The sequence below is a fragment of the Amycolatopsis sp. NPDC114478 genome (assembly GCF_055633805.1).
Genome location: NZ_JBVKDO010000002.1, coordinates 594,192 through 617,535, shown reverse-complemented (window position 1 = coordinate 617,535; position 23,344 = coordinate 594,192). Strand labels below are relative to the sequence as shown.

15 protein-coding genes are annotated in these 23,344 nt (G+C 71.2%); 10 read left to right on the top strand and 5 right to left on the bottom strand.

Features of this window, described 5'->3' with window-relative positions:
* Nucleotides 1-242: 242 nt before the first annotated feature.
* Nucleotides 243-872, top strand: coding sequence for a DUF4360 domain-containing protein (locus ACZ7OH_RS07580; protein WP_470280320.1), 630 nt, complete (start codon nucleotides 243-245; stop codon nucleotides 870-872).
* Between the two features lie 48 nt (nucleotides 873-920).
* Here the strand turns inward: ACZ7OH_RS07580 and ACZ7OH_RS07575 are convergent, their stop codons facing one another.
* Nucleotides 921-3,020: an FUSC family protein gene (locus tag ACZ7OH_RS07575; protein WP_470280092.1), complete on the bottom strand. Its 2,100-nt coding sequence runs from the start codon at nucleotides 3,018-3,020 to the stop codon at nucleotides 921-923.
* Entirely contained in the window at nucleotides 3,017-6,139 is a 3,123-nt protein-coding gene (locus ACZ7OH_RS07570) for a GH92 family glycosyl hydrolase (protein ID WP_470280091.1), read from the bottom strand. The genes ACZ7OH_RS07575 and ACZ7OH_RS07570 overlap by 4 nt, the downstream gene beginning before the upstream one ends.
* A 91-nt stretch (nucleotides 6,140-6,230) precedes the next feature.
* On the opposite strand from ACZ7OH_RS07570, the gene ACZ7OH_RS07565 reads away from it, so the two are divergent.
* Nucleotides 6,231-6,977: an alpha/beta fold hydrolase gene (locus ACZ7OH_RS07565; protein WP_470280090.1), complete on the top strand. Its 747-nt coding sequence runs from the start codon at nucleotides 6,231-6,233 to the stop codon at nucleotides 6,975-6,977.
* A 67-nt stretch (nucleotides 6,978-7,044) separates the two neighbouring features.
* On the opposite strand, the gene ACZ7OH_RS07560 is transcribed toward ACZ7OH_RS07565, so the two are convergent.
* Nucleotides 7,045-11,355, bottom strand: a complete 4,311-nt coding sequence (locus ACZ7OH_RS07560; protein WP_470280089.1) for a GH92 family glycosyl hydrolase — start codon at nucleotides 11,353-11,355, stop codon at nucleotides 7,045-7,047.
* 147 nt (nucleotides 11,356-11,502) lie between these two features.
* Between ACZ7OH_RS07560 and ACZ7OH_RS07555 the strand changes: the two genes are divergently transcribed.
* Genes ACZ7OH_RS07555 through ACZ7OH_RS07545 form a run of 3 tightly spaced genes read left to right on the top strand, consistent with a single transcriptional unit; the run spans nucleotide 11,503 to nucleotide 14,058 of the window.
* Nucleotides 11,503-13,134 carry a tannase/feruloyl esterase family alpha/beta hydrolase gene (locus ACZ7OH_RS07555; protein ID WP_470280088.1) on the top strand — a complete coding sequence of 544 codons (1,632 nt, stop codon included), beginning with the start codon at nucleotides 11,503-11,505 and terminating at the stop codon, nucleotides 13,132-13,134.
* A gap of 42 nt (nucleotides 13,135-13,176) precedes the next feature.
* A complete protein-coding gene (locus tag ACZ7OH_RS07550) occupies nucleotides 13,177-13,809 on the top strand; it encodes a class I SAM-dependent methyltransferase (RefSeq protein WP_400906953.1) in 633 nt (210 codons plus the stop codon).
* A 9-nt stretch (nucleotides 13,810-13,818) separates the two neighbouring features.
* Nucleotides 13,819-14,058 carry a hypothetical protein gene (locus ACZ7OH_RS07545; RefSeq protein ID WP_470280087.1) on the top strand — a complete coding sequence of 80 codons (240 nt, stop codon included), beginning with the start codon at nucleotides 13,819-13,821 and terminating at the stop codon, nucleotides 14,056-14,058.
* A 12-nt stretch (nucleotides 14,059-14,070) separates the two neighbouring features.
* Here ACZ7OH_RS07545 and ACZ7OH_RS07540 read toward each other — a convergent pair whose 3' ends face one another.
* On the bottom strand, nucleotides 14,071-15,369 hold the full coding sequence (locus ACZ7OH_RS07540) for a M20/M25/M40 family metallo-hydrolase (protein ID WP_470280086.1): 1,299 nt from the start codon (nucleotides 15,367-15,369) through the stop codon (nucleotides 14,071-14,073).
* Nucleotides 15,362-16,189, bottom strand: a complete 828-nt coding sequence (locus tag ACZ7OH_RS07535) for a M55 family metallopeptidase (protein ID WP_470280085.1) — start codon at nucleotides 16,187-16,189, stop codon at nucleotides 15,362-15,364. Before ACZ7OH_RS07535 ends, ACZ7OH_RS07540 begins: the two co-directional genes overlap by 8 nt.
* Before the next feature lie 169 nt (nucleotides 16,190-16,358).
* On the opposite strand from ACZ7OH_RS07535, the gene ACZ7OH_RS07530 reads away from it, so the two are divergent.
* The 5 genes from ACZ7OH_RS07530 to mptB are packed head-to-tail and all read left to right on the top strand — an operon-like array spanning nucleotide 16,359 to nucleotide 23,344.
* Nucleotides 16,359-18,191 carry an ABC transporter substrate-binding protein gene (locus ACZ7OH_RS07530; protein WP_470280084.1) on the top strand — a complete coding sequence of 611 codons (1,833 nt, stop codon included), beginning with the start codon at nucleotides 16,359-16,361 and terminating at the stop codon, nucleotides 18,189-18,191.
* 2 nt (nucleotides 18,192-18,193) lie between these two features.
* Nucleotides 18,194-19,219 (top strand): ABC transporter permease, encoded by a 1,026-nt coding sequence (locus ACZ7OH_RS07525; RefSeq protein WP_470280083.1) that lies wholly within the window; start codon nucleotides 18,194-18,196, stop codon nucleotides 19,217-19,219.
* Nucleotides 19,216-20,112 (top strand): ABC transporter permease, encoded by an 897-nt coding sequence (locus tag ACZ7OH_RS07520; protein WP_470280082.1) that lies wholly within the window; start codon nucleotides 19,216-19,218, stop codon nucleotides 20,110-20,112. The genes ACZ7OH_RS07525 and ACZ7OH_RS07520 overlap by 4 nt, the downstream gene beginning before the upstream one ends.
* Nucleotides 20,109-21,761 carry a nickel ABC transporter ATP-binding protein NikE gene (gene nikE / locus ACZ7OH_RS07515; protein WP_470280081.1) on the top strand — a complete coding sequence of 551 codons (1,653 nt, stop codon included), beginning with the start codon at nucleotides 20,109-20,111 and terminating at the stop codon, nucleotides 21,759-21,761. Before ACZ7OH_RS07520 ends, nikE begins: the two co-directional genes overlap by 4 nt.
* Nucleotides 21,762-21,808: 47 nt before the next feature.
* On the top strand, nucleotides 21,809-23,344 hold the full coding sequence (gene mptB, locus ACZ7OH_RS07510) for a polyprenol phosphomannose-dependent alpha 1,6 mannosyltransferase MptB (RefSeq protein ID WP_470280080.1): 1,536 nt from the start codon (nucleotides 21,809-21,811) through the stop codon (nucleotides 23,342-23,344).

Sequence of the window (23,344 nt, the reverse complement as noted above, 5' to 3'; positions counted from 1 at the left end):
AAACGATCAAGCCCGGACGTCGCGGGGTGATCGCGGACGGCGGGCGGCGGTCCGGAGGCACGAAATCGTTTTCCGGTCCCCTTTATTCGTGGCCGCTAAATGGCGGCTCGAAATTATCGGTATACCGCGTGGCGGGACGGCTACTGCGTGTTGCTCCGTTCAGCGGGGTTTCGGACCATGATCCATTCGCTACCATGGTCGGCGCCCCCGTCCCCTTTGGGAATGTATTGGGAAGGATTCCGATGCTTTCTGCGGTCGTTGCTGCCGTTTTGGCGCTGTCCTCTGTGGTCACCCCGCATTCGTGGAACACTCCTCCGCCGCCCGACAAAATCGTCATCGACGTCGTGAACGCCATCGGCACGGGTTGTCCGCCGAACACGTCCGCGGTGGCGGTTTCGCAGGACAACACGGCGTTCACCGTGACCTACAGCGCCTACACCGCGCTGGTCGGGGTCGGCGCCGGCCCGTTGGACGCGCGGAAGAACTGCCAGATCGGCCTGCGCGTGCACGTTCCGCAGGGGTTCACCTACGGAATCGCGCAGGCCGACTACCGCGGATTCGCGCACCTGGAACGCGGCGCGACCGGCCTGGAAAGAGCCAACTACTATTTTCAGGGCAATTCTCCGACCGCGTACGTCCAGCATCCGCTGGCGGGCCCGTTCGAGGACGACTGGCATTTCACCGATTCGACGGAAGTCGGCGCGATCGTGTTCAAGCCGTGTGGTGAGGAACGCAATCTGAACATCAACACGGAATTGCGTACCGCGGCCGGGACGTCGGATCCGAAGAAGACGACGAGCTACGTCACGATGGACTCGACCGACGGCAGCATCACCACGGTGTACCACTTCGCGTGGCTGCAGTGCCCGTGACCGGGACGCGGTGAACCGGGGCGGCGCGGGCGCGCGCCGCCCCGGTGGTCACTTCTTCGCGGGGGCGCGGGGGTCGGTTGCCTGGAGGTCGAAGACGCGGCCGAGGGAGACGAGTGCTTCGTCGAGGTGGCTGAGGCTGGAGAGGACGGCGCGGGTTTCGGCTTGGTCGACGCGGTCGGACACCGGGGTGCCGTCGTCGCGCACGAGCGTGCCGGGGGTGGGGCCACCCGGTGCGTCGAGTGCTTTGCGGAGGACGTCGATGTTGGCCAGGAGCCGGCCGGTGAACTGGCGGAGGCGGTCGGTGTCGGGGCCGGTGAGCATGCCGGGCTGGGCGCGGGCGGCGACGTGGCGGGCCCGGAAGGCGATGGTCTCGAGGGTGGTGAGGACGTGCCAGCCGTAGTCGCGGCGGGCGCTGCGGAGGTTCACCGGGTGGGTGAGCGGTTCGACGGTGGTGCGGACCTGTTCGACGGCGCGGTCGAGGTCGCGGGAGAGTTCGATGATGTTGACGTTCTCTTCGCCGGCGAGCAGGTCGCGCGCGTGCTCGAGGAACTCTTCCAGTTCGTCCAGGACGGCGCTGATGTCGTCGAGCATGACCGAGCGGGTGCGGACCGGGACGATGACGACGGCGGCGAGGATGCCGGCGGCGGCGCCGACGGCGGTTTCGGCGACGCGGATCCAGAGCACGGCGAGGCTGAAGGTGCCGAGCAGGCTGTAGAGCAGGCCGAGCATGCTGGTGATGAAGAAGGCCATCACGACCTGGGAGACGCGGGCGGTGTAGACCATCCCGAACACGCAGACCAGGATCAGCGAGAGCGTCGCCGGGGTGTTGCCGCCGACCAGCAGCGCGAGCAGGACGCCGCCGACGATGCCGATGAGGGTGCCGCCGAGGCGGCGGACGCCCTTGACGAAGGTGGCGCCGGCGCTGGAGGCGCCGATGAACACGACGAAGACGGTGAGCACGGCCCAGTACCAGCGCTGGTGGGAGACAAGGGTGCCGCCGAGCACGGCGAGCCCGCCGCCGACGACGGCCTGGATGGCGCTGCGGGTGCGGTTGTCGTAGGCGAACGCGGGCGTCGGCTCGTCGTCGTCTTCGTCTTCGTCGTCGTCGTCGAGGGAGTCCACAGTGGACTCCGGGGCGGCGGCGCGCTGGGCGCGGTCGTCGGCCAGGGCGAGCTCGGCGAGGGCCTTGCGGACGCCGTCGCCGGGTGCGGCGTGCTCGTCGATGCGGCTGCCTTCGACGAGCATCCGGCTGTACTCGCCGGTTTGGCTGATCAGCGGGAGCTCGCGCGGGTCGCGTTCCATCAGGGCACGGAAGCGGGCGAGGCGGGCGATGAGGTCGTCGCGGACTTCCGCGGCGAGCTCGTCGGAGCAGGTGCGCTGGACGGTGATGGCCAGCCACTGGACGGCGAGCTCGACCTCGATGGCGCGGCGGCGCAGCCGGTCGGCGGCGCGGGCGTCGACGACGTCGGGGGCGGCGTCCTCGATGAGCAGGACGCACTCGTGGAGCCGGGCCAGCGCGTGGCGGAGCTGTTTGCGGGTGCGCTCACTGCCGTTGACGGCGAGGTGGGCCTCGGCGGCCCGCACGACGGCGGCGAGCCGCGCGCGGAAGGCGCGGCGCACGCGCAGGAACTCCGCCTCGGGCTTGTGGCGCAGCAGGACGAACCGGACCATGGCGTTGGCGAGGACGCCGACCCCGAGCGCCATCACCAGCTGCGGCACCTGCGCGAGGTGGGCCTGCAGGAACATCGGGAAGAAGAACAGGAAGAACCCGATCGACCCGAGCGCGGTGCCGCGGGCGCCGAAGCGCTGGGCGTAGACCGCGACGAAGATCAGCAGGACGAACACGATGCTGTCCATCGGCGGCAACGCGGAGCCGAGGCTGGCGACGGTGATGGACGCGGCCCCGGTGAGGAACGCCAGCACGAGGGTGACGGCCTGGCCGCCGGGGGTGGCGTCGTTGACGGTGAACGCCGTCATCATCGCGGCGATCGCGCCGACCAGCATCACGGTGAGCGGGACGTGCGTGGGCAGCAGCGCGGCCACGGCCAGGACGATGCCGAGCACGGCGGACCCGGCCAGCCGCAGCCGGACCAGGCCGGGGTCGGCCGCGGCCAGCCGGTCGAGTGCGGCGGTGCGGAAGTGGTTCATCGGGCGAGCAGCTCCCACTGGGCGAGGGTGGCGCGGCGGCCGCGGGTGGCGGTGATCCGCAGCCGGTAGCGCGGGTGGGCCGCCGGGGCGGCGAGCGCGAACGGACGGGTCTGGCGGCGCCAGCGGAACAGCTCGTCGTGACGTTCGTCCAGGGTGGTCCAGTGCTCGCCGTCGTCGGAGCCTTCGAGGACCCACGCGCTGGGGTCGCCGCGGCGGGTGCCCGAGGTGAGCGTGTACAGCGTGACCTCGCGGGGTTCGCCGGTGACGGTGAACTCGATCGACGGCTTGGCGCTGCCGAAAGTGACCTGGGTGCGGGTCGTGTCGTCGAAGAGCGCGCCGAGGTTCTTGGCGTCCTCGCTGGTGGCGGTGCCGGTGAGGTCGGAGACCGGGGCCGGGTGGGCGGCGGGTGGCGGCGGCGCACCCCAGCCGGTCGGTTCGGTGGCGAGGTCGAAGATCAGCTCGGCGCCCCCGGCGAGGGTGGCGTGGGCGATGGTCGTCGTGTCGTGCGGTTCGCCGTCGACGGTCAGGCCGCGGACGTAGACGGTCTCGTCGGTGTTGCCGGGCGCGCGGACGACGAGCTTCCGGCCCTCGCCCAGGTGCACGGTCGCCTTCTCGAACAGCGGCGAGCCGATCGCGTAGCGCGGGCTGCCGACGGCCAGCGGGTAGAACCCGAGGGCGCTGAACACCCACCACGCCGACATCTCGCCGTTGTCCTCGTCGCCGGGGTAGCCCTGGCCGAGCTCGCTGCCCAGGTAGAGCCTTCGCAGCACTTCGCGCACGACGCGCTGGGCCTTCGCGGGCGCGCCGGCGAGGTTGTAGACGTACGGGATGTGGTGCGAGGGCTGGTTGGAGTGGCCGTACTGGCCCATGCGGACGTCGCGGGCTTCGGTCATCTCGTGGATCAGGCCGCCGTACGCGCCGGGGCGCTGCCCGGTCTCCGGGGTCGCGAAGAACTCGTCGAGCTTCGCTTCGAGGCCGTCGTTGCCGCCGTGCAGCGCGGCGAGGCCCGGGCCGTCGTGGGGCGCGGTGAACGCCGTGTTCCACGCGTTGGTCTCGACGAAGTCGCCGCCCCACGCGGCCGGGTCGTAGCCTTCGGGACCGAACTTGCGGCGGCCGTCGCGGTGGCGGCCCTGGAAGAAGCCGATCTTCGGGTCGAAGTGGTGGACGTAGTGCTTCGCACGCTCGCGGAAGTAAGCGGCGTAGTCCGCGTACCTCCGCGCCCGCGGCCCGTCGCTTTCCCGCGAAAGCGCCTCGGACAGGTTCGCGAGGCCGAAGTCGTTGATGCAGCCCTCGAGCGCCCAGGACAGTCCTTCGTGGACGGACACCGGGGTGTAGCCGAGGAAGATCGACTGGTCGAGGCCCTTGCGCCCGACCGAGCGGTGCGGCGAGGTGACGGTGGCGTTCTTGAGCGCGGCGTCGTAGGCGGCCTCGACGTCGAAGTTCCGGACGCCCTTGAGGTAGGCGTCGGCGAACGCGACGTCCGAGCTGGTGCCGGTCATCAGGTCCGCGTAGCCCGGTGAGGACCAGCGGGCGATCCAGCCGCCTTCGCGGTACTGCTGAACGAACCCGTCGACCATCCGGCCGCAGTGCTCCGGGGTGAGCAGCGCGTACGCGGGCCAGGTGGTGCGGTAGGTGTCCCAGAAGCCGTTGTTGACGTACAGCTCGCCGTCGACGACCTTCGCGCCGGTGCGGCGCCGGGTGCTCGGCCACCGGCGCCGCACCACCGGGCTGGCGTGCCGGATGCCCTTCGGGGTGTTCTCGTGGGCGACGTTCGGGTACAGGAACAGCCGGTAGAGGTTGGAGTACAGCGTGGTGCGCTGGTCTTCGGTGGCGCCTTCGACCTCGACGCGGCCGAGCTGTTCTCGCCACAGCTCGCGGGCCTGGTCGCGGACCTGCTCGAACGTCGTCCCGGCCGGGATCTCCAGCTCGAGGTTGCGCTTGGCCTGGGCCAGGCTGATCAGCGACGTCGCGATCCGCAGCGTCGCGTCGGGGCCGTCGAACTCGAAGTAGCCCGACACCCGCCGCCACGGCGGGACGCGGACCTTCGCGCCGCGCGTCGCCGGGGCGTCGGTGACGCCGTAGACGAACATCCGGCGCGCGCCGGCGGACAGGCGGCTGCGGACGCGGGTGTAGCCGCTGATCACGCCGGTGTCGGCGTTCAGGCGCAGGCGGCCGCGGTTGCGGACGTTGTCGAACAGCAGCCAGCCGTGCTTGTCCGGGAAGGTGAACCGCAGGATCGCCGCGTGCGACGTCGGTGCGAGGTCGGCGGTCATGCCGTTGGCGAACCGGACGCCGTAGTGGTGCGGCGAGTCGGTCTCGTCGTCGTGGGAGAAGGCCAGCGCGCGCTTGCGGCGGTCGCGTTCCACCGGGCCGGTGCCGGGCATGACGTGGAAGGTGTGCCGGTCGCCCATCCACGGGCTCGGCTGGTGGGACAGCGCGAACGCCTGCAGCGCCGGGCGGTTCTCCTCGTCGTTGTGGCGGTGGTAGGAGTAGATCCAGTTGGTGACGCCGGCGTCGGTGACCGGGGTCCAGAAGTTGAACCCGTGCGGCACCGCCGTGGCGGGGAAGTTGTTGCCGCGGGAGAAGTCGCCGCTGGAGTGCGTGCCGCGGGTGGTGCGGACGCAGTCGACGGGGTCGTGCGGCGGCTCGGGGCGTTCGGCGACGCGGACGTCGTCGAGCCAGCCGGTGATCTCCCCGGGCGCGTCGGTGCGCAGCACGATCCGGCTGATCCGGCGCCCGGCGAACGCCCCGAGCGGGCGGCGGACGGGGTTCCACTGGTCCACCCAGAGCGTCTTGTCGTCCACCGGGTCGAACCCGGCGGTGGTGCCGTCGGCGAATTCGACGTCGAGGGCGACCCGGGTGGCGTGGTAGGCGGGGATCTCGCCGTCGGCCCGGGGGAAGACCACATAGGACAGCTCGGTGCGTTCGGTGACGGGCGCGTCGAGCTCGAACAGGACGCTGCGGGGACGCGCGGTGTAGCGCAGGGCGCGGGCCCCGGTGAAGCCGACGCCGGTCTTGGCCGTGGGGGAGCGGTCCGGTCCGCTGTCGACCGTCAGCGTGGGGTCCGCCGGCTGCGGATCACCGGTTTCGAAAGACGAGAAGAACACGGCGTCGGGCATGCGCCCACCGTATCGGCCGAACGGCGTAGCGTGTGCTCGACGCGGGGGGAGGTCCTGGTGGGGGGACGTCACAGTGGGGGGGGAGGTCACAGTGAGCAGGCACACCGTCCGGAACGAGGGTGCCGAGCTGCGCTGCGAGCTGCGGGGCACCGGGCCGGTCCTGCTGCTGATCCCCGGCCGCGGCGGCTCCGGCGCCGGGTACGCCGGGCTCGCGCGGCGGCTCGCCGGCACGTACGCGGTGCTCACCTACGACCGCCGCGGCCCGGACGCCGACTTCGACCTGGGCCAGCAGGCCCGCGACGCGGCGGCGGTGATCCGCGCGGTGGCCCCGCGGGCGGCGGTGTTCGGCCAGGGCGGCGGCGGTTCGGTGGCGTTCGAGCTGGCGGCGCAGCTCCCGGACGTGGTGACGGAGCTGGTGGTCCACGAGGCCCCGGCGATCACCCTGCTGCCGGACGCGCCGAAGTGGCTGGCGCTGGCGCGTGAGGTCCGTGCGGCCCACGAGCGGGGCGGCCTGGACGCGGCACTGGCGTTGGCGGGGCTGTCGCCCGGCGACTTCCCGGACCGGTCATCGGCGGCGTCGTTCCTGGCGCGCGAGTTCCCGGCGGTGGTCCTGCACACCCCGGACCTCGACGCGGTCCGCCGGACGGGAATCCCGGTGACGACGGCGGCGGGCGAGGCCAGCCGCGACACGTGCTTGGAGCGGTCGGCGCGGATCCAGGCGGAGCATTTGGCGTGCCGGTACGCGCGCTTCCCGGGCGGTCACCGTGGGTTCGAGTCCGACGTGGACGCCTTCGCCCCGGCACTGTGCACGACGCTGGCGAGGTTGCGGCGCTTTTGAGCGGCTGCTGACGCGGGGATGCCCTCCCCACCGAACCGGCGGGGAGGGCATCCATCGAACTACGGGACTAGATCTTCGCGCACTGCCCGGCGGCCGGGCCGCGGACGGTGTTCGGGAGGTCGTAGTCCGTCGGTACCGGCGAGTTGGCCGCGCAGGCCAGCGGGCCGCCGATCGTGCTCGCAGTAAGCACCGGACCGTGGTTGGCCGTCAGCGCGACCGGGCCGCCCACCTGGGTCAGCTCGATCGACACCGTCCCGGTCGTCCCGGTGATCGCCACCGGGCCGTCCACCTTCGTGCGGTTGAGCACGACCTGGGCGGCGCCCGTGGCGGCGAGCGGGCCCTTGATCTCACCGCCCCGCACGATCAGCGACGCGCCGGGTGCGACGGTCACCGGGCCCGAGACCGTCGCGTCCTGCAGGCACACCGTGCCGGACGTGACGGAAAGCGGCCCGGAAGACGCGCCGGTGATCGTGCGAGTGCAGGACGCGTCCGGCTTGCCCAGCAGCTCGAACTCGGCCAGCTGCGCCGGGGCGCCGGTGCTGGTCGCGGTCACTTCGAGCTTGTAGTAGGCGTAGTGCGCCGGGTTGGCGACCTTGAACGCGCGGGTCTGCTGCCGCCAGCTGAACGCCTGGTTCGCCTGCTGGTCGGCCACCGCCCAGGTCTTGCCGTCGTAGGAGCCCTTCAGCGTCCAGCTCTTCGGGTCGCCCGCCCCGGTCTGGGACGTCAGCGTGTAGTGCGTGACGGCCTCGTCGGTGTTGTTCAGCTGGTACTGCAGGGCGCCGGTGACGGCGGCCTGGGTGCGCGAGGTGTTGTCGATCAGCGCCGCGGCGTCGGAACCGTCCGAAGTGGACAGCGTGCCCTTGCCCGCCCCGGTTTCGTCGTGCAGCGGCGTCGGGACCGCGTCGCCCGTGGTGATCGACTTCGGCGCGTCGTTCGGGCCGGTGCCCCAGTTCGAGGGGTTCGGGCCCATGTCGAAGTCGATGACCCCGCCGCGGGCGATGACGTCCTGCGGCAGCGACGTCGAGGAGTACGCCTTGCCGTTGACCTTCACGCCCTGGACGTAGACGTTCTTCGCGCTGTTCTTCGGCGCGTTGATCACCAGGTCCTTGCCACCGGCCAGGTGGATGGTGGCCTTCTTGAACAGCGGCGACCCGATCGCGTAGTTCGGGCTGCCCATCTGCAGCGGGTAGAAGCCCAGCGAGCTGAAGATGTACCACGCGGACATCTCGCCGTTGTCCTCGTCGCCCGGGTAGCCCTGACCGATCTCGGCGCCGTTGTAGAGCCGCGAGAGCGCTTCACGGACCTTCGCCTGGGTCTTCGAGGGCTGACCGGCGTAGTCGTACATGTAGAGCAGGTGGTGCGCCGGCTGGTTGGAGTGACCGTACTGGCCCATCCGCACGTCCCGCGCCTCCCGCATCTCGTGGATCACGCCCCCGTAGGAACCCGGGTAGTTGGCGGTCTCCTGGTCGGCGAAGAACTGGTCCAGCTTGTTCGCCAGGCCCGCCTGGCCGCCGTAGAGGTTGGCCAGGCCCTTGCCGTCCTGCGGCACGGTGAACGCCATGCCCCAGCCGTCGGTCTCGGTGTAGTCCCCGCCCCACGAGCGCGGGTCGTACTGGTCCTTGGTCTTGGTGAACTTGCCGTTCGCGTCCTTGCCCTGGAAGAACCCGACGCTCGGGTCGAACAGGTTCACGTACTGCTGGGCGCGGCTGGTGAAGTACTCGTAGTTCTCCTGGTACTCGGCCTTGCGCGGGTCGTTCGGCGCGGCTTCGTCGGCCAGCTTCTTCGACAGGTTCGCGATGCCGAAGTCGTTGACGTAGCCCTCGATCGCCCACGAGAAGCCCTCGCTGGCGGTGTTGGGCGTGTAGCCGAGGAAGATGCCCTGGTCCAGGCCCTTGCGGCCGACCGCCGAGTTCGGCGGCGTCACCGTGGCGTTCTTCAGCGCCGCGTCGTAGGCCGACTTGACGTCGAAGTTGCGCACGCCCTTGAGGTAGGCGTCGGCGAACGCGACGTCCGAGCTCGTGCCCGTCATGAGGTCCGCGTAGCCGGGGGAGGACCAGCGTGCGATCCAGCCGCCGTCGCGGTACTGCTGCACGAACCCGTCGACCATCTTCCCGGCCATGTCCGGCGTGAGCAGCGAGTACGCCGGCCACGTCGTCCGGTAGGTGTCCCAGAAGCCGTTGTTGACGTACATCTGGCCGTCGACCACCTTCGACCCGGTCTGGGTCGCGGTGTCCGCGCCGGTCTTCGGCGACACCGGGCTCGCGTACTTGTACGCGGGCTTGTCGGCGGTGCCGGTGTTCTCGAACTGCGAGTTCGGGTAGAGGAACAGCCGGTAGAGGTTCGAGTAGAGCGTCGTGAGCTGGTCCTTCGACGCGCCCTCGACCTCGATGACCTTCAGCTGGTCGTCCCACGCCTTCTGCGCCGCGTCGCGCACGGAGTCGAAGGTCGCGGCCGGGGCGATCTCCATCGCCAGGTTCTTCTTCGCCTGCTCGACGCTGATCAGCGACGTCGCGATCCGCATGTTCACCGTCTTGTCGGCGCCCGCGTTGAACCGCAGGTAGCCGGTGACGTTGTCGCGGCCCTGCCCGGTGAGCTTGCCGCCAGCGGTGACCGGCTTGTCGAACGTCGCGTAGACGAACATCCGGCCCGCGCCGGCGTACACGCCGGTCTCGGTGTAGCCCGAGAGCGTGCCGCTCGCCGGGTCGAGCGTGAGCCCCGCGGAGTTGTTGACGCTGTCGAAGATCAGGCTCGAGTCCGCGCCCGGGAAGGAGAACTTCATCATCGCCGCGTGGTCGGTCGGCGCGATCTCGGTCTTGATCCCGTTCTGGAACTGCACGCCGTAGTAGTGCGCCCGCGCGACCTCGTCGCTGTGCTTGAAGGCCAGCGCCCGCGCGTCGCGGTTGGCGTCGGGCACCCCGGCGGCCGCGGACGGCATCACCTGGAACGCCTGCCGGTCACCCATCCACGGGCTGGGCTCGTGGCTCACGCTGAACGCCTGCAGCTGCGGGAGGTTCTGCCCGTTGTTCTGGGTGCTGTAGTTGTAGAGCCAGCTGCCCGAACCGGCGTCGGTGACCGGGGTCCAGAAGTTGAACCCGTGCGGCACCGCGGTGGCCGGGAAGTTGTTGCCACGGGAGAACGTGCTGTTGGCCATCGTCCCCCGCGTCGTGACGACGTTGTCGCTCGGGCGGGTGCTCGCGGGCGGGGTCGGGGTCGCCGACACCTTGACGTCGTCGAGCCAGCCCTGCAGCGAACCCGGGCCGTTCGGGTTGTCGTACCCGACGAGGATCCGGTCGATCGTCTTGCCCTTGGCGACCTGCCCGATCGCCGAGCGCACCAGGTTCCACTGGTTGGCGTAGAGGACCTTCGAGGCACCCTGGCCCTCCGGGGTCAGCGGGAAGCCGTACTGGTCGGTCGCGCCGAGGTTGCGCAGGTAGGTGCCGTCGGTGAAGGCCAGGTCGATCGCGACGTTGGTGCTGGGGTACTTCAGGTCGCCGGTGATGAACTGCGGCTGCACCTTGTACGACAGCTCGGTCGAGGCCACGACCGGGATGTTCACGTCGAAGATCTTGTTGTAGGACCAGCCGTGCCCGGTGGCGGTCTGGCTGCCCGAGTAGCGGAACGCCTTCATGCCGGTGAAGCCGACGCGGTTCTTGTTCGTGTAGCCGCTGGTCGGACCGGAGTCGACGAAGCTGCGCATGTTCGGCAGCGGCGGCGGGGCCGGGTCGTCGTTGGCCAGCAGCAGCTCCGACATCTGCAGGATCGGGCCGCCGTTGTTGCGCGTGACGTCGAGCCGGTAGTACTTGTACGCCGCGCTCGGGGCGGCCAGCTTGTAGTCCTTCTGCTGGAACCGCGCGGTGAACGCCTGGTCGGTCTGCTTGTCCAGGTCGGTCCAGGTGCTCGCGTCGTTCGAGCCCTGCAGCGTCCAGTCCTTGGGGTCGCGCTCGTCGAAGTCGTTGGCCGAGGAGATCGCGTAGTGCGTGATCGAGGTGGCCTCGGACAGGTTGATCTGCGCCCACGCCGTCGGGTCCCAGGACAGCCACTTGGTGTCCGTGGTGCCGTCGACGAGGTTCGCCACCACCTCGCCGCCGTCGGTGTTCTCGCTGCTGGCGCTGGTCTCGGTGACCTTGCCGCGGATGTCACCGGGGATGGCGGTGCCGTTCGCGCCGTTGACGCCGTAGGCGCGCGGCTTGCCCGCCGCGTCGGTGTCGACGGTGTCGGTCCACGTCGGCTGGACGTCACCGGGCTCGAACGACGACGAGAAATCCGCGGGGAGGGCTTCATCGGCGGCGGACGCCGTCGCGGGGAGGGCGACCAGGCCGGCGGCGACCACGGCGGCGGTCACCAGGAAAGCGACCGGCGGTCTGGCGCTTCGGGGCATCGTTGCTCCAAGCTCTGGAGGGTGAACTGGGGACCGACGGACGGGGGGACCGGCGGCGCCCAGAGAGCGAAACGCGCGGGTGACATCGATGTCAAGACCGGTCGGCAAACCTGGCCAGAACTGGACAACCGAGGGAACGGGAACCCGATGAGACCAGTCCGGATCTTCCTCGCACTTACCGCACTCCTGCTCGCCACCACCGGGTTCGCCCCGGTGGCCGCGTCCGCCGCGACGGAGTCCCCCGTCCGGCCGATCACCACCTGCGGCGACCTCGTCCGCGGGTACGCCCTCCCGGGCGCCGCCACGCACGTCACGTCGGCGGCCGTCGTCGCCGCGACCGCCACCGACCCCGAGTACTGCGGCGTCAAGGGTTACGTCGAACCCGCCGTCCGCTTCGAGCTGCGGCTGCCCACCACGACCTACGCCGGGCGCTACCTGCAGTACGGCTGCGGCGGCTTCTGCGGCCTGGTCAACCCGCCGGCCTTCGCCGACTGCGGGCTGCCCCACGGTGGCGACGTCGCGGTCGCGGCCACCGACGACGGGCACGTCGGCACGACCCCCGCCGTCGTCGACGACGGCAGCTGGGGCGCGGACAACCAGGCCGCGCGCGACGACTTCGAGTTCCGCGCGCCCCACGTCGTCTCCCGCGCGTCGAAGGCGATCATCCAGGCGTTCTACGGCTCCCCGCCGCGCAAGTCCTACTTCACCGGCTGCTCCGACGGCGGCCGCGAAGGCCTGCTGCTGGCCCAGCGGTACCCGGCGGACTTCGACGGCATCGACGCCGGCGCCCCCGCGAACTACTGGGGACCGCTGCTCGGGGAGTACCAGACCTGGCTCGCGCGGGCGAACGCCGCCGCCGACGGCAGCCCGATCCTCACCGCCGCCAAGCTGCCCGCGCTGCACGACGCCGTGCTCGCCGCCTGCGACCGCCTCGACGGGCTCGCCGACGGCCAGCTCGACGACCCGCGCGCCTGCCGCTTCGACCCGGCGACGCTGACCTGCGCCGGCGCCGACACGCCGTCCTGCCTCACCCCGGCCCAGGTCGCCGCGACCCGCCGGCTCTACTCGCCGCCCACCGACGCCCACGGGACTCGGCTCTACCCCGGCGGCCAGCTGCCCGGCTCCGAGCTGTCCTGGGCGGGGTGGATCATCCCGACCCCGGAGACCGGCGGCTTCGCCTTCGCCCGCAGCCTCGCCGACAACTACCTGCGCTACCTCGGCTACCCGATCGGCGCACCTGCCTCGACCGTGGACACCTTCGCCTTCACCCGGCGCGAGTTCGACCGGCTCACCCCGGTCGGCGTCCGCTACGACGCGCTGAGCCTCGACCTGTCGGCGTTCCAGCGGCGCGGCGGCAAGCTCGTGCTGTGGCACGGCTGGGCCGACGAGGCCATCCCGCCGGCCGGCACGCTCGACTACTACCAGCGGCTCACCGGCGGCCACTTCCAGGACTGGGTCCGGCTGTTCATGGTCCCGTCGCTCTACCACTGCGGCGGCGGCACGACGCTCACCGAGTTCGACCCGCTCAAGCAGCTGGTCGCCTGGGTCGAACGCGGCACGACGCCGACCGTGGTGACCGCGACCGGCCGTGACGCCGCCGGGAACGTGACCCGGACGCGGCCGGTGTTCGCCTACCCGTGGCGTGCGGTCTACGACGGCACCGGCAGCGTCGACGACGCGGCCAGCTTCCGCCCGGCCCCGCCCACCTCGCCGGTCCGCGACACCGTCCACTGGGCCGGTGAGTACCTGTACGCGATTCCCGGGCCGGTAGCGCGGTAAAACGGCTCCCGCGGGCCCGGCGCCGCCGCTAAGGTCACGCCCATGACGACGCCGGAACCCGCCGACCGAGTGCTCTCCCGCGCCTCCCTCGCCGACGGCAGCCCGACCCGCTGGTTCGACGAGCTCTACACCGCCGCCGCCCGCGGCGAGGCCGAGGTCCCGTGGACCCGCGGCGCGCCGAACGCCGACCTGGCCGACTGGGTGGAGCCCGGCGAGGGCCGCCGGGCTCTGGTGGTGGGCAGCGCCCTGGGCGACGACTCGGAGCTGCTGGCGGCGGCGGGCTGGGCGGTGACGGGCTTCGACGTCGCCCCGGCTGCGGTCGAGGCCGCCCGCGCCCGGTTCCCGGAGTCGGCGGTGGACTACGTGGTGGCCGACCTGCTGAAGCCGCCGGGGGAGTGGCACCACGCGTTCGACCTGGTCGTGGAGATCATCAACATCCAGGCGATGCCCCGCGACTTCCGCGCCGCGGCGATCACGTCCCTGGCCGGCTTCCTCGCCCCGGGCGGGACGATGCTGGTGTCGGAGGTGGCGGAGGAGAACGTGGCACCGGAACCGGGGCCGCCGTGGCCGTTCAGCCGCGCGGAGATCGAGTCGGTGGCCCAGGACGGCGTGAAGCTGGTGGGCCTGGAGACCATCCACGACGGGGCCCGCTACTGGGCCGAGTTCACGCGCTGAGGACCTCCCATGCCCGACGGGAAACGCCGCAAAGTCGCGCGGCAGCTCAAGTACCGGTCCTCCGGGATGCCGCCGGCCGCGGACGGGCGGCCCGATCCCGGGCGGGACGACGACACCGGGGACGACGGCGGCGTCGGGGTCCGCGAGCCGCGCCGCCCGCTTCCGCCGTCCCCGCTCAGCGGCGCCGGTGCGCGGCCACTGCCGGAGCCCACCATCGCCGCGGAGCTGCCCAACCCGCCGGTGCGCTGAGCCGGGCGCGCCTCAGCAGCCGGCCAGGAACCGTGACAGCACGCGGGTCCCGAAGTGCAGGCCCTCCACCGGGACCCGCTCGTCCACCCCGTGCGCCATCGCGCGGTACGGGAAGCCCTTCGGCAGCCACAGCGGCGCGAACCCGTAGTTGGCGATCCCCAGCTGCGCGAACGCCTTCGCGTCCGTCCCGCCGCCCAGGCAGTACGGCACCACCACCGCCTCGGGATCCTCCGCCCGCAAGGCCGACGCCATCGCGGAGAACCACGGCGAGTCCACCGGCGCCTGCACCGGCGGCTGGTGCGCCACGAACTCCCGCGTCACGCCCTCGCCGAGCAGCTCGTCCAGCGCCGCGAACAACGCCTCCTCGGTGCCCGGCAGCACCCGCACGTCCACCTGCGCGGTCGCCGTCGACGGGATCACGTTCACCTTGTAGCCCGCGTCCAGCATCGTCGGGGTCGTGCTGTTGCGGACCGTCGGCAGCACGAGCGAACCCGCCGGCCCCACCGCCGCCACCGCCGCGTCCACGGAGTCCGAAGTGGACAGATCTACCGGCACCCCCAGCGCCGCGCCGGTCCGCTCCAGGAACGCCCGCACCGCCGGGGTCAGTGACACCGGCCAGCGGTGCGCCGCGATCCGGTGCAGCGCGCCCACCAGCCGCGTGACGGCGTTCTCGTCGTTGGGCCGCGACCCGTGCCCCGCCCGGCCGCGCGCGGTCAGCTTCAGGTGCGCCGTGCCGCGCTCGGCCGTCCCGACCGGGTACAGGTGCACGTCACGGCCGTCGGCCGCCGGGACGTGGTAGGTGTAGCCGCCCGACTCGCTGATCGCCGCTTCGCAGCCTTCGAACAACTCGGGATGAGAATCGACCAGCCAGTGCGCGCCCCACTCGCCGCGGTCCTCCTCGTCGGCGACGAACGCCAGCACCAGCTCACGCCGCGGCCGCACCCCGCTCGCGAGCGCCGCGAGGACCATCGCCACGAAGTCCTTCATGTCGGTCGCGCCGCGCCCCCACAGGCAGCCGTCGCGGACCTCGCCGGCGAACGGGTGCACCGACCAGTCCGCCGCGTCCGCCGGGACGACGTCCAGGTGCCCCTGCACCAGCAGCGCCGGCAGCGACGGGTCCGTGCCCGGCACGCGCGCGATCACGCTGGCCCGCCCGGGCGCGGCCTCCAGGATCCGCGACGGGATCCCGAGGCCGTCGAGGAACGCCGCCACGTACTCCGCCGCCGGCCGCTCGGGGGAGGCGTCGTTGTTCCCGCGGTTGGTCGTGTCGAACCGGATCAGGTCCGCGCACAGCTCGACGACGTCAGCCATAGATGCCCTGCACCGCCCCCGCCGCGATCGCCGTGACGACCTTGAAACACTTCATCGCCTCGGTCATGTCCGGCGCGTCGAACCCGACCCGGCGCGTCCCGATCTGCTCCACCGTCGGGATCACCGCCGTCGCCTGGGCCAGGTGGCTCGCGTCGAACTCCACCTCGATCCGGTGCGCCCGCACCCGCCGCTCTTCCCGCCCGGCGCGCGCCATCGCGTCGGCCGCCGCGCCGGTCAGCAGGTCCGCCGTGCGCGCCGGCGGCAGGCAGATCGCCGCGTACCGGCTGACGCACTCCTTCACCTGGACCAGCTCCGCCTCCGGAGCGTAGTCACGGGCGTCGTCACACGTTTTGTCGTCACCCGAAACGAGCAGGACGGGGACGCCGTACTCCGCGGCCATCGCCGCGTTCAGCCGCCCCTCGCTCGCCGGGACGTCGTCCAGCCACACCCCGGTGATCTGGTTCTCCAGGTAGGTGTGCGACAGCACCCCATCGAACCCCGCACCGGCGTGGTAGCCCAGGAACACCACACCGTCCACACCGGAGTCGACGCCCTGCATCATCGACAGCGGCTTGTGCCGCCCGGTCAGCATCCGCGCCCGCGGGTCCAGGTCCTCCAGCAGCAGGTTCCGCTGCGACGAATGCGCCTCGTTGACCAGCACATCCGCGGCCCCGGCCTCGAACAGCCCGGCCAGGACGGCGTTGACGTCACCGGTGAACAGCCGCCGGAAGCGGTCCCACTGCGGCGAACCGGGCACGACGTCGTCGGTCCAGGTGACACCGGTGGCGCCCTCCATGTCCGCCGAGATCATGATGCGCATGCCCGGCACTCTAGCCAGGCCGCCGCGCCTCCGGGCACACCTCCCCGATCACTCAGCGTCACCAAAACCGATCGATAACGATCGGACACCTTCCGCAGCGGCAACATATTGCGCGGTTGTGGCGGTATGTGGTTACTTCTCGTCCTTGGGGAGGCTCACAGCGAGAACGATGGGGTGGTTTTTGGTGCATGTCCAACGCAGAATCGGGCGGCTCGGCCGCGTGGGCGCGGTCGTCGCGGCCGCGGCGCTGGCGGGGATCCCGCTCGCCCTGCCCGCCCAGGCCCAGCAGGGCAAGGTGCTGCGGGTCGCGCTGACCACCGGCATCGACCACCTGAACCCGTTCACCGCCGTGCTCTCGGCGTCGACGCAGATCGGCCGGTTCACCTACGAGTTCCTCACCGTCCCGGACGCGGCGAAGGCCGAGGCCTCGCCCGCGCTCGCCGAGTCCTGGACGCCGTCGGCGGACAAGCTGACCTGGACGTTCAAGATCCGCAGCGGCGTCAAGTGGAGCGACGGGCAGCCGGTCACCGCCAAGGACGCGGCGTACACGTTCAACCGGATGCTGCAAGACGAGAACGCCCGCACCGCCAACGGCAACTACGTGGCCAACTTCGAGACGGTCACCGCGCCCGACGACACCACCCTCGTCATCAAGACCAAGACCGTGCAGGTCAACATGAACCTGCTCGACGTCCCGATCGTGCCGCAGCACATCTGGGAGCCGATCAAGGACCTCAAGGACGCCTCGACCGACGACCTCAAGGTCGCCGGCGTCTCCGACGGGCCGTTCCAGATCACCGAGTACAAGCCGAACGAGTACGTCAAGTTCAAGGCCAACAAGGATTACTGGCGCGGCGCCCCGAAGGTCGACGAACTGCAGCTGCTGCAGTTCAAGGACACCGAGGCCGCGGTCAACGCGCTCAAGCAGGGCGAAGTCGACGTCATCAACCGGCTCAACCCCAACCAGTTCGCCGCGCTGCAGGGCCAGCAGGGCATCACCACCAACGCCGCCCCGGGCCGCCGCTACGACGAGCTGTCGATCAACTTCGGCGTCACCGACAACGCCAACAACCCGATCGGCGACGGCAACCCGGTCCTCAAGGACATCAACGTCCGCAAGGCCATCACCCAGGCCGTGGACACCCAGGCGATCGTCGACAAGGTCCTCAAGGGCCTCGGCCAGGTCGGCGGCGGCGTCGTGCCCGCCGTCTACGCCGACTACCACTGGGCGCCCAGCGACAGCGAGAAGATCAAGTTCGACCTCGCCGCCGCGAACGCCACCCTCGAGCAGGCCGGCTACAAGAAGGGCCCCGACGGCGTCCGCACCGCCCCCGGCGGCGCCAAGCTGGAGCTGCGCCTGACCGGCCACTCCAACCGCAGCTACGACCAGGGCGTCGCCCAGTACGTCACCGGCTGGCTCAAGGACATCGGCATCACCGTCAAGCAGGACCTCGTCTCCGACGACGAGCTGTCCGACCGCACCGCCGTCGGCAAGTACGACCTCGCCATCAGCGGCTACGGCACCAACCCCGACCCGGACTACGCGCTCTCGCTGCACACCTGCGCCGCGCGCCCCGCCCCGGACGGCAAGGGCGGCAGCACCGACACGTTCTTCTGCGACGCCGCCTACGACGACCTCTACAAGAAGCAGCTGACCGAAACCGACGACGCCAAGCGCGCGGACTACGTCAAGCAAGCCCAGGCCCGGCTCTACAGCCAGTTCCCGACGATCGTGCTCGACTACCAGAACGCGCTCGAGGCCTACCGCTCCGACAAGTTCTCCGCCTTCACGACCCAGCCGCAGCCCAAGGGCGCGATCCTCGAGCAGACCGGCTACTGGGGCGTCTACGGCGCCACCCCGGCCGGCACGGAGGCCACGGCCGACTCCGGCAGCAGCGGCACCGTCGTGTGGATCGTCGTCGGCGCGATCGTCGTGGTGATCGTCGTCGCCGGCGGCGTGATCATCAGCCGCCGGAACAAAGCCTCGGAAGACCGCGAGTAGGAATGACCGCCCCCGAACAAGCCGCGGTGCTCGTCGACCCCGACGAGCACCGCGGCGGGACCGGCACCGCCCGGTTCGTGCTCACCAAAATCCTCGAAGCGGTCGTCAGCGTCGTGCTGGTGGTCGTGCTGTTCTTCTTCCTCTTCCGGATGCTGCCGGGCGACCCGGTCGCGGCGATGACCCGCGACCGCGTCACCAGCCCCCAGCAGATCGCCGAGCTCCGCGAGAAGATGGGCGTCGACAAGCCCGTCCTCGTCCAGTTCGGCACCTACTTCTGGAACCTGCTGCACGGCGACCTCGGCGAGTCCCGGCTGCTCAACAACGGCCGCCCGGTCGCCGACATGATCGGCGAACGCCTCTGGCCGACCATCCTGCTCGTCGGCAGCGCGACCGTCCTCGCCGTGCTCATCGGGCTCTGGCTGGGCATCCGCGCCGCCTGGCGCCGCGACAGCTTCTTCGACCGCGCCCAGACCGGGATCGCGCTGACCCTCTGGTCGGTCCCGCAGTTCTGGCTCGGCCTGATGCTGCTCGTCGTCACCAACGGCCTGTTCCCCAGCCGCGGCATGCACTCCCCGGACGCCGCGCCCGACGTCCTCTCCCAGACCCTCGACGTCCTGCACCACCTGGTGCTGCCGTGCGTGACGCTGCTGGCGGTGTTCTACGCCCAGTACATGCTCATCATGCGGTCGTCGCTGCTGGGGGAGATGAACGCCGACTACCTCACCACCGCCCGCGCCAAGGGCCTGCGCGACGACCTCGTCCGCAAGCGGCACGCCGTCCCCAACGCCCTGCTGCCGACCACCACGCTGGTGTTCATGCAGTTCGGCCAGGTCGTCGCCGGCGCGGTCACCGTCGAGGCCGTGTTCAGCTGGCCCGGGCTCGGGCAGCTGACCTACGACGCCCTGCACGGACCCGACCTGCCGGTGCTCCAAGGCGTGTTCACCGTGCTGGCCAGCGCCGTGGTGCTGATGAACCTGCTCGCGGAGCTGCTCTACCGCGTGCTCGACCCGAGGGTGCGTACCTCATGACCACCGCCGAGACACCCCGGCAGATCGCCTGGCACCGCCGGCGCGCGTCGCTCGCCCGGACCTGGCGGGAGTTCGCCGCCCAGCGCGCCGCGCTCATCGGGCTGGTCCTGCTCGGCGCCACCGTCGTCGTCGCGCTGCTGCTGCCGCTGATCAGCGACCAGAGTGGCCTCGACGTCACCAAGGCCACCGGGGCCCCGCTGTCCCCGCCGGACGCCGAGCACTGGCTCGGCACCGACAACTTCGGCCGCTCGGTGCTGCTGATGACCATCTGGGGCACCCGGATCTCCCTGCTCGTCGGGTTCTCCGCCGCGCTGCTGTCGGTCGTCATCGGCACGCTCATCGGCATCGCCGCCGCCCACTTCGGCGGCTGGGTGTCGGCGACGCTGCTGCGCTTCACCGACTTCTTCCTGGTCCTGCCGTCGCTGATCCTCGCGATCGCGCTCTCGGCGGTGCTGCCCAAGGGGGTCGGGACGATCATCGTCGCCATCGGCCTCACCGCCTGGCCCAGCACCGCCCGCCTGGTCCGGGCCCAGACGCTGACCATCGAAAGCCGCCCCTACATCGAGCGCGCCCACGCCCTCGGCGGCGGCCACCTGCACGTCGTCGGCAAGCACGTCCTGCCCGGCGTGATGCCGCTGGTGCTGGCCAACACGACGCTCGTGGTCGGCAACGCCGTCATCGCCGACGCGACCCTGTCGTTCCTCGGCGTCGGCGACCCCAACTCCGTCACCTGGGGCCTGGTGCTCGAAAGCGCGCTCAACAACGGCGCCATCAGCCGCGGCGCCTGGTGGAACGTGCTCCCGCCGGGCATCGCGATCGTGCTCGTCGTCCTCTTCTTCACCCTGGTCGGCCGGGGCCTGGAGACCGTGTTCAACCCGAGGTTGAAGAAGTGACCACCCCGCTGCTGCAGCTCAAGGACCTCAACGTCACCTACGCGGTGGGCGACCAGGAGGTGCCCGCCGTCCGCGGTGTCGACCTGTCCCTCGACCCCGGCGGCACCCTCGGCGTCGCCGGCGAATCCGGCTCGGGCAAGTCCACGGTCGCGATGAGCGTGCTGCGGCTGCTGCCGCGCACGGCGAAGATCACCGGCGAGATCGTCCTCGACGGCGAAGACGTCACCGCCATGAAGTGGGGCCGCCTGCGCGCGGTCCGCTGGGCCGAGGCGTCGGTGGTCTTCCAGGGCGCCATGCACGCCCTCAACCCGGTCCGCAAGATCGGCGAGCAGATCGCCGAACCGCTGCGGTTGCACCCGCCCGCGGCGGGGGCGCTCACCGACGCCCAGGTCGACGCCCGCGTCGCCGAGCTGCTCACCCAGGTCGACCTGCCCCCGAGCCGCGCCGGTGCCTACCCGCACGAGCTGTCGGGCGGGCAGAAGCAGCGCGTCATGATCGCCATGGCCCTGGCCTGCTCGCCCCGGCTGATCATCGCCGACGAGCCGACCACCGCCCTCGACGTCATCGTCCAGGCCCAGGTTCTGGCCCTGCTCTCGCGGCTGGTCGCCGAGCAGGACATCGGCCTGATCATGATCAGCCACGACCTGTCCGTGCTCGCCTCGACCTGCGAGCGCATCGCGGTGATGTACGACGGGCAGATCGTCGAGGAAGGCCCCAGCGCCGAGGTGATGGGAGCCCCGAAGCACGAGCACACCCGGGCGCTGGCCGCGGCGTTCCCGACCGTCGGCGACCCCGTGTCCCGCTTCGCCCCGGCGACCAGCAACCCGCTCCCGCCCGAACCTGCGGACCGCGTGGTGGGCGGCGAGCCGCTGCTGGCCGCAGAGAACCTGCGGGTGTCCTTCCGCGACCGCACCGGCAAGCGCATCGACGCCGTCGCCGGGGTCGACCTCACGGTGTCGCGCGACGAGATCGTCGCCCTGGTCGGCCAGTCCGGCTCCGGCAAGACGACGCTCGCCCGCACGCTGCTCGGCCTGCAGAAACCCGACTCCGGTGTGGTCCGCTACGCCGGCCGGCCGGTCCCGGCCTCCGGCGCGGGCCTCAAGGCCTACCGGCGGCAGGTCCAGCTGGTGCTGCAGGACCCGACGAGCGCGCTCAACCCGGCGCACACGGTGTACGAGGCCGTCGCCGAAGGCCCCCGGATCCACAAGCTGGCCGACGAGCGCGCGGTCGTGCACCGGGCCCTGGAGGCCGCGGAGCTGCGGCCGGCGGAGAAGTACGCCGACCGGCTCCCGCACCAGCTCTCCGGCGGCCAGCGCCAGCGCGTCGTCATCGCCGGCGCCCTGGCGCTCGAGCCGTCGGTGGTGGTGGCCGACGAACCGGTCGCGTCGCTGGACGCGTCCGTGCGCGGCGAGATCCTCGGGCTGCTGCTGCGGCTGCGGCGCGAGCTCGGCCTCGCCGCCCTGGTGATCACCCACGACCTGGGCCTGGCCTGGAACATCGCCGACCGCGTCGCCGTGATGTACCGCGGCGAGCTCGTCGAAACCGGGACGGTGGAACAGGTCCTGCTCGACCCGCGCCACGACTACACGAAGTCCCTGCTGGCCGCCCTCCCCGGCGGCACGGCCCAGCGCCGCACCGTCGAAACCTGACACTGCGGGAACCCCGCGCGAGCGCGGTGTGTAATCTCCGAACGGAAATGGCGACCACCACCGACCCCACACAGACGCCCTCGGCCGGACTGGCCGAGCGGCTCCGCGTGCCTTCGCGATTCCCGTACCGCACGATCGCGATGGGCACGGTCGGCAGCACCCTGCTCATGCTCGCCGCCTTCGGCGCCGGCGGCATCCTGATCAAGGACCCCGTGCTCGGCCACGGCCCGCTCTCCTGGATCCGCTACGGCCACGGGCGCATGCTCGCCAACGCCGTCCTCTACACCGGCTTCGGCCTCGTCGTGTGGGCGTGGGTCCGGCTCGGCCGCTACGTGCTGGCCGGGCGCATCGGCAGCCGCCCGATCCTGGTGGCCGCCGGGTGCTGGATGGCGCCGCTGCTCATCTCGCCGCCGCTGTTCACCCGCGACGTCTTCTCCTACCTCGGCCAGGGCGCCCAGCTGCTCTACGGGCTCGACCCGTACGCCAACGGCCCCGCCGAGCTCGACGTGCTGCCGAACGTCGTGCAGAACGTCCACCCGCTCTGGCAGACCACCCCGGCGCCGTACGGGCCGCTGTTCCTGCTCATCTCCAAGGGAGTCGTCGCCACCACCGGCGACAATATGATCCTCGGCGTCATCCTCATGCGCGTCGTGCTGCTGGCCGGCCTCGCCGGGACGCTGTGGGCGCTCCCGCGGCTGGTCAAGCACCTCGGCGGCAAGCTCCCGGTCGCGCTGTGGCTCGCGGTGGCCAGCCCGATGATGGTCATCCACCTCTTCGGCGGCCCGCACAACGACCTGATGATGCTCGCGTTCCTCACCACCGGCGTCCTGGCCGCCCTGGAACGCAAGCACGTCGTCGCGGTCGTCCTGGTCACGATCGGCATGCTGATCAAGCCGACAGCGGCGATCGCGCTGCCGTTCATCGTCTGGATCTGGGCCAACCACCTGCCCGGTGAGTCCAAGGTCCGCAATTTCCTGCGCGCCGGCGCGGCCTCGGTGGGGCTGTTCCTGCCGGTGTTCGTGGCGGGCACGTGGATCTCGCTGGGCTCGCTGAACATGGGCTGGTGGTCCGGGCTCAAGGCCCCGCAGCTCATCGCGAACTGGCTGAACATCCCCACCGGCATCGGCGAGGTGTTCTACAACCTCGTCCACCTGGTGGTGGACGTCCAGGTGTCGCCGTTCGTGACGGTCGCCCGCGCGGCGGGCATGCTGGTCCTGATCGGCTTCGGCATCCGCCAGTGGTGGCTCGGCCGCGGCGGCGGTACGGAGGCGGTCTACCGGGCGGGCATCTCCCTGCTGGCGGTGGCGATCCTCATGCCGCCCACCCTGCCGTGGTACCTGACCTGGGGTTTCGTGCTCCTGTCGGCGTTCAAGTGGCAGCCCCGCCACCTGGCGCTGGTGGTGGCGGTCTCGGTGTTCGTGACGCTGGTGTACTACCCGACGGGCGAGCAGGCCCTGTACGACTGGTGGTTCATCGCGTTGGTGGTGGTGGCGAGCCTGTACTCGGCGGCGTCGCTGTTGCGCCCGGACCCGCTGGGCATCATCGACGCGTGGCGCCGCCCGGAGAAGTTCCTGCGCGACTGA